Source organism: Phascolarctobacterium succinatutens YIT 12067 (assembly GCF_000188175.1).
GTDB classification, from domain to species: Bacteria; Bacillota; Negativicutes; order Acidaminococcales; family Acidaminococcaceae; genus Phascolarctobacterium_A; species Phascolarctobacterium_A succinatutens.
This window is the reverse complement of record NZ_GL830890.1, coordinates 1-3038: the sequence shown is the minus strand read 5'-3', so window position 1 is coordinate 3038 and position 3038 is coordinate 1. Positions and strand designations below refer to the sequence as shown.

At 37.7% G+C, this 3038-nt stretch carries 2 protein-coding genes; both read left to right on the top strand.

All coding sequences use genetic code 11. From position 1 onward, the window contains the following. The first annotated feature begins 46 nt into the window (after window positions 1-46). Window positions 47-649: a PD-(D/E)XK nuclease family transposase gene (locus HMPREF9443_RS06155; protein ID WP_009145684.1), complete on the top strand. Its 603-nt coding sequence runs from the start codon at window positions 47-49 to the stop codon at window positions 647-649. Between the two features lie 379 nt (window positions 650-1028). Then, window positions 1029-3020 (top strand): TonB-dependent receptor plug domain-containing protein, encoded by a 1992-nt coding sequence (locus tag HMPREF9443_RS06150; RefSeq protein WP_187363698.1) that lies wholly within the window; start codon window positions 1029-1031, stop codon window positions 3018-3020. Window positions 3021-3038 lie beyond the last annotated feature (18 nt).

The following is a 3038-nucleotide window of genomic DNA, read 5'->3' as shown; positions in this document are numbered from 1 at the left end:
TTTGATTCCTACAGTAAACTGACGCGGCCAGCGCACGCAATTAATATTGCGGATTATTTTAGAAAATGATACAATCAAAGTAAAGAAAGCATCTACACAAAAACGTCTGAAAAATCTTCAGGGAAGGGATTTACAGCTTGATATCTTAGCTGAAAAAGCTGATGGCACCAAGTTTAACGTCGAAGTACAGAATGAAAGCAGTGGTGCCATCCCTCAAAGAGCACGCTATCATATGAGCCTGTTGGATGCGAAAAGCTTGCCGAAAGGGGAGTATTTTGACAAAATCCCTGAGAACTATGTTATTTTCATTACAAGGGAAGATGTTCTTAAAGGACTGTTGCCGATTTATCGTATTCATAGAATGATAGATGAGAATGGTAGCAGCTTTGCAGATGGCTCGCATATTATCTACGTTAATGCCAAAATTCATAATGACACTCCGTTAGGAATGCTGATTCATGACTTTTGCTGCAAGAATCCTGATGATATGCATTATAAAAAGCTTGCTGAAAAAATTAGATACTTTAAAGAAGAGAAGGAGGGCTTGGATAAAATGGGCGATGTAATGGAAAAGCTTATAGCAAAGCGTGAAAAAGAAGCTTTGGAAAAAATGGCGAAAAAATATGAAGCTAAAGTTGCTAAAGCGTAAAAGGAAGCGCGCATCAGTTTAGCTAAAGAGATGCTAGCCGATAATGAATGCATAGATAAGGTTGTTAAGTACTCTAAGCTTTCGGTGAAGGAAGTACGTGCGCTGGCTGCTAAAATGAGTGCCTAGGGATACAAACTGATAAAAACAGCGATCACCGCTATGATTGAAGACGAATCTGGCGGTGATTTTTACTTGCAAAAATTTTCATGAAAATCTTGTCTATAAAGTAGCTATATACTTTAAAATAAGATATAATGTTATCTAGATGAGTTGATATACAAATATTTTTTGCCGATTGTAAGGCTTGCTGCATATGACCATGAAAGACTGGGTATGCAAGGGCTTTTCAATAAATATTTTTGATAGGAGTATGAGAAAAATGAAGATGAAAAAAGGCTTATTGATGACGGCGTTGATTACCGGTACCTTGATGAGCAGTGCAGCTGCTTTTGCCGAAGAACTGCAGGAGTACACTCTTGATCAGATGGTAGTTACTGCTACTCGCTATGAGAAAAGAGATGTAGAGGTTGCAGCTTCTACCGAAGTTTTTGATGCAAAAAAATTGCAGGAAACTGGTGCAACAAACTTGTATGACGCACTGAAATTCGGTGCAGGTCTGGATGTTCAACAGTATGGTACTGGTGGCGCTTCCATGGGTAACATGACCAGTAAAATTATGATGCGTGGTAACGGCAATGGCACCTTGGTATTAGTGAATGGTGTGCCTATTAACATTAGAGGTACCTATGATTTGAACGATTTCCCTGTAGAAAATATAGAACGCGTTGAAATTGTTCGTGGCGGTGGCGCTGTTATGTATGGCAGTGAAGCTACCGGTGGCGTAATTAATATTATCACTAAAAAAGAACGTGCAAATTATATCAAAGCAGGCTTTGGCAATTACGGACAACAGGAATATGCGGCATCTGTACAGGCTGGTAATTTAGGCTTTGGCTATAAATACTCTAAATGGGGTAAGGTAACTGATGTATCTATTGAAAAGGACGATAAATCTGTAACTAAAGATTGGCGCGGTCCTGAAAATAATAATTTTGATTTGTCGTATAAATTTAATGACAGACTTTCTTTGCAAGCTAGTCATAACGAGTCTGTTTATCATTATATTAATACCAAAGCTAAAAAGAGCGCCATGAGTTATACACCCGAAAACGATACAAAGCAGGATATTAAACGCAATAATATTCAATTGACTTATGATGATAAAAGTTTTAAGGCAACAGCGTATTATATTGACAGACAACGTGAGAAAGATGCAGCTTTATTAGATGGTCGTTTCTATAGCTGGGAGGATGAAAAGACTTATAACTACGGATTAGATATGCAAAAAGCATGGAATATAAACGAAGATACTCTTTTGGTAGGAGCAACATATCAAAACGAGAACTTTAGTCTTAATTCTAAAAACCAAAAATATAAGACAGGAAACCAACTTGATAACGGTATTGTAGCTGATAGCAGTGGCGATCAGAGCAGAAATAATTTCTCCGTTTATGCTCAATATGACAAGAAACTTAGCGAGCAGAACAGCTTTGTTTTGGCAGCTAGAGAAACTTGGACAACTGGTTCTCCTAATGGTGCAAACTTCAGTAATTTCAGCGGACAAGCGCAATTTATTCACAGCCTGAATGACAATGAAAGCATTTATGCAAGTGTTGGTCAATCCTTTAAGATGCCGGCTCTTTACCAGATTTATAAAACCGACAAAAACGGTGATGGTGCAGATACACTGAAGCCGCAAAAGGGCACACACTATGAATTGGGTTGGAAAAAGGATATTGATACGTCCAGAAATCTGCGTGTAGCATTGTTCAATTACAAGGTTGACGATAATATCAGTGCATCCATAGATTCTAAAACTAATGAGTTCACTTACAGTAATGAAAACTTGCGTAATACTGGCATTGAAGCAAGCTATGCAATGGTAGCTGATAAAGGCTTTGGCTATAACTTATCTGCAACTTATAGCAATCCTCAGACTCAGAATATAGATAAAAACGGTCATAATTTTGGCTGGCAGGATGATTACAGCAAGTTTGAGCTTAAAGCAGGCTTAACCTACCATATGGATAAATGGAAAGCTGCTTTAAACGCTTCCTTTTTGGATGGAAGAAATACCTATAAGACAACCAGCAAAAGCAAAAATGTTACTGTACCATATGTAACTAAAACTTCCGCAAAACCTTATCTGCTGACTAATCTGAATGTAGAGTATAAGGCTCAAGATGATTTGAGCTTCTTTGCTACCTTTAATAATATCTTTGATAGACACGATGTTGTTTATTATTCTACCAGTGCTGAATATTATGCAACTCCGTTTAACTTTATGGTAGGCGCAACTTACACATTCTAATAACTCTTAACCCTACGG